Below are 355 nucleotides of genomic sequence, written 5' to 3'. Positions count from 1 at the left end.
GGAGTATTGTAGCGTATTTTACGTGGCAAGGTCGTCTGAAAATCAAGGTTGTCAGGTTTTGGCATTTCCAACGTCTAACAAGACAAACCATCCATACAGGAAACATAGAGATGAATCCCCGCACATTATTTTCACTTTGCACCAAGTTCGGCTGCCTGCTTGCGCTTGGCGCCTGCTCATCCAAAATGATGGATACCGAAGCCGCAACCGTACCACAGACATTGTCCTCATTGAAAACCCCTGACAACCGCCCTGCCAGTGTTTTCCTGAAAAAAGACAAACCCACCCTGATTAAATTTTGGGCAAGTTGGTGTCCTTTGTGTTTGTCCGAATTGGGACAAACCGAAAAATGGGC

General features: G+C 46.5%; 1 pseudogene. It reads left to right on the top strand.

Annotation, left to right across the window (positions count from 1 at the left end):
* Window positions 1–110: 110 nt before the first annotated feature.
* Window positions 111–355, top strand: a pseudogene (locus ACTHSP_RS22985) (bifunctional peptide-methionine (S)-S-oxide reductase MsrA/peptide-methionine (R)-S-oxide reductase MsrB); the annotation flags it as partial.

It is taken from the genome of Neisseria sp. P0001.S005 (assembly GCF_051963715.1).
Note: the sequence above shows the minus strand (reverse complement) of the source record. Positions and strands in the feature narration are given on the sequence as shown.